Below are 2,494 nucleotides of genomic sequence, written 5' to 3' on the forward strand. Positions count from 1 at the left end.
TCGCGACGACCTCCTCGAGGCTGAACGGCTTGGTCACGTAGTCGTCGCCGCCGGCGGTGAGGCCGGCGACGCGGTCCTCCACGGCATCCTTCGCGGTGAGGAACAGCACGGGCACGTTCGGGTCGTCCCCGCGCATGCGCCGCAACACCTCGAGCCCGTCGAAGTCGGGCAGCATCATGTCGAGCACGACGGCGTCGGGGCCGAACTCCTTGGCAGCGCGCACCGCCGCGAGGCCGCTGGCCGCGGTGCGAACCTCCCAACCCTCGTAGCGCAGGGCCATCGACAGCAGTTCGGTGAGGTTCGGCTCGTCATCCACCACGAGCACCCGCACCGGGGAGCCGTCGGGTCGGGTCAGGGCGGGGGCGCTCACGGGGCGGGTCGTCGTCATGGCTTCAGTCTGCTGGTGGGCGCTGGGGTCGACCCATGGGTTTGCTGTGCGATTCCTGTGTGTCGCGCTCTGGGCGTCGTTGTTCGGGGCGAGTGCGTTCGCGATTGCCAGCGCACGGATGGGGTCGGCACAGGTAGGCCACAGGTGGCGGGCCGACGGTTGGAGCAGGCAGTCACTCATCGTCACGAAAGGGCCCTCCATGGCCAACGAACCGCAGAATCCGAACGATCAGTCGCAGCCCGAGCAGCAGGTGCAGCCGGGGCAGAACGACGCGACCGAGGTCATCCCGCAGCAGCCCGAGGCCACGGTCCGGATGCCGTCCGTCGCCGAGGTGCCCCCCGCACCTGACGCCGGACAGGCGCCCCCGTGGGTGACTGCCGTCGACGGGGCGGCCGCTGCGCCGAGTGCTGCGGCGAACGCGGCGCCCGCCCCGGCGGCGGGTGCTCCGGTCCCCCCTGCCCAGGTGCCCCCGGCTGCGCCCGCCCCCGCGACGGGTGGGCCGTGGTGGAAGGGCCGGCTGGCCATTGCCGGTGCGGCCCTGGCTGCAGGGTTGCTGCTCGGTGGGGCCGTGGGTGCGGCGTCCACTGCGGCGATCGGCGACGGCGACGGCGGCCGCGTGGGTCACATGAGCGACGGCGACGACTGGGGTCGCGGCGGTGTCGAGGGCCAGGGTCCCGGCTCGGGTGGGCGTCACGGTGGTGGCCGGGGCGAGATGCCCGGCGGCGGCAGGGGTCAGTTCCCCGGTGGTGGCATGGGACAGCTGCCGAACGGCGGCCAGTTGCCGAACGGGACGGCGCCGACCGCCCCGACTCCTCCAACCCCGTCGAGCAGCACCGCACCGTCGAGCACCTGACTGGGCAGTCGAGAGTAGGCGAATCGCCGCGAGGGCAAATCTCTGCACGGCGATTCGCCTACTCTCGACCGGGCTCAGCGAGGGCCGCACGGCATCCGAGATCGACCAAGGGCCCCACCGACAGTGTCGGCGGGGCCCTCTGGTCCGGCGGGGACCGTCTGTCAGGCGCTCTCGAGGCGCGCCTTGAGCGTGGCCAGCTCGTCAGCGAGCTGGGTGGGGAGGGTGTCGCCGAACTTGGCGAACCACTCCTCGATGAGCGGCAGCTCCTTGTCGCGCCACTCCTCGACGTTGACGGCGAGGGCCTTGGCGACCTGCTCCTCGCTCATGTCCAGGCCCGTGGTGTCGATCGAGCCGGGGGTGGGCACGAGGCCGACCGGGGTCTCGACGGCCTCCGCGGAACCGTCGAGGCGCTCGACGATCCACTTCAGCACGCGGGCGTTGTCGCCGAAGCCGGGCCACAGGAACGAGCCGTCCTCGTCGTCGCGGCGGAACCAGTTGACCTGGTAGATCTTCGGCAGCTTCGACTCATCGGCCTGCTTGCCGATCTCGAGCCAGTGGTTGACGTAGTCGCCGGCGTTGTAGCCGATGAAGGGCAGCATGGCCATCGGGTCGCGGCGCACGACACCGACGGCGCCGGTCGCGGCGGCGGTGGTCTCGGACGACAGCGTCGCGCCGATGAACACACCGTGGGCCCAGTCACGGGACTCGTAGACCAGCGGCACGGTGGTCTTGCGACGGCCACCGAACAGGATCGCGTCGATCGGCACACCGTTGGGCTCGTCGTACTCGTCGGCCATCATCGGGCACTGCTTCGCGGGGGTGCAGAAGCGGCTGTTCGGGTGGCTGGAGGGCACTCCGGACTCGGGGGTCCAGTCGTTGCCCTTCCAGTCGGTGAGGTGCGCCGGCTTCTCGGGGGTCATGTCCTCCCACCACACGTCGCCGTCGTCGGTGAGGGCGACGTTGGTGAAGATCGAGTTGCCCTTCTCCACGGTTCGCATCGCGTTGGGGTTGGTGTGCTCACCGGTGCCGGGGGCGACGCCGAACAGGCCGAACTCGGGGTTGACGGCGTAGAGGCGGCCGTCGGGGCCGAAGCGCATCCAGGCGATGTCGTCGCCGACCATCTCGGCGGTCCAGCCCTCGAGAGTGGGGTCGATCATCGCGAGGTTGGTCTTGCCGCAGGCGCTCGGGAAGGCACCGGCGATGTAGTGCTTGGAGCCGGTGGGGGAGACGAGCTTGAGGATGAGCATGTGCTC

Annotated in this window: 3 protein-coding genes; 1 reads left to right on the forward strand and 2 read right to left on the reverse strand. The window is 70.8% G+C overall.

Going from position 1 to position 2,494, the window contains the following annotated elements; all coding sequences use genetic code 11:
* A partial coding sequence (locus tag PLL68_RS13840; RefSeq protein ID WP_324535052.1) for a response regulator transcription factor occupies positions 1 to 388 on the reverse strand: 388 nt, incomplete at its 3' end.
* Positions 389 to 587: 199 nt separating this feature from the next.
* Between PLL68_RS13840 and PLL68_RS13845 the strand changes: the two genes are divergently transcribed.
* Positions 588 to 1,241, forward strand: coding sequence for a hypothetical protein (locus tag PLL68_RS13845; RefSeq protein ID WP_324535053.1), 654 nt, complete (start codon positions 588 to 590; stop codon positions 1,239 to 1,241).
* Positions 1,242 to 1,402: 161 nt separating this feature from the next.
* Here PLL68_RS13845 and PLL68_RS13850 read toward each other — a convergent pair.
* Positions 1,403 to 2,494, reverse strand: a 1,092-nt coding sequence (locus PLL68_RS13850; RefSeq protein WP_324535055.1) for a phosphoenolpyruvate carboxykinase (GTP), incomplete at its 5' end; no start/stop codon positions are given.

The sequence above is a fragment of the Ornithinibacter sp. genome, from assembly GCF_035443565.1.
Taxonomy (GTDB): domain Bacteria; phylum Actinomycetota; class Actinomycetes; order Actinomycetales; family Dermatophilaceae; genus Fodinibacter.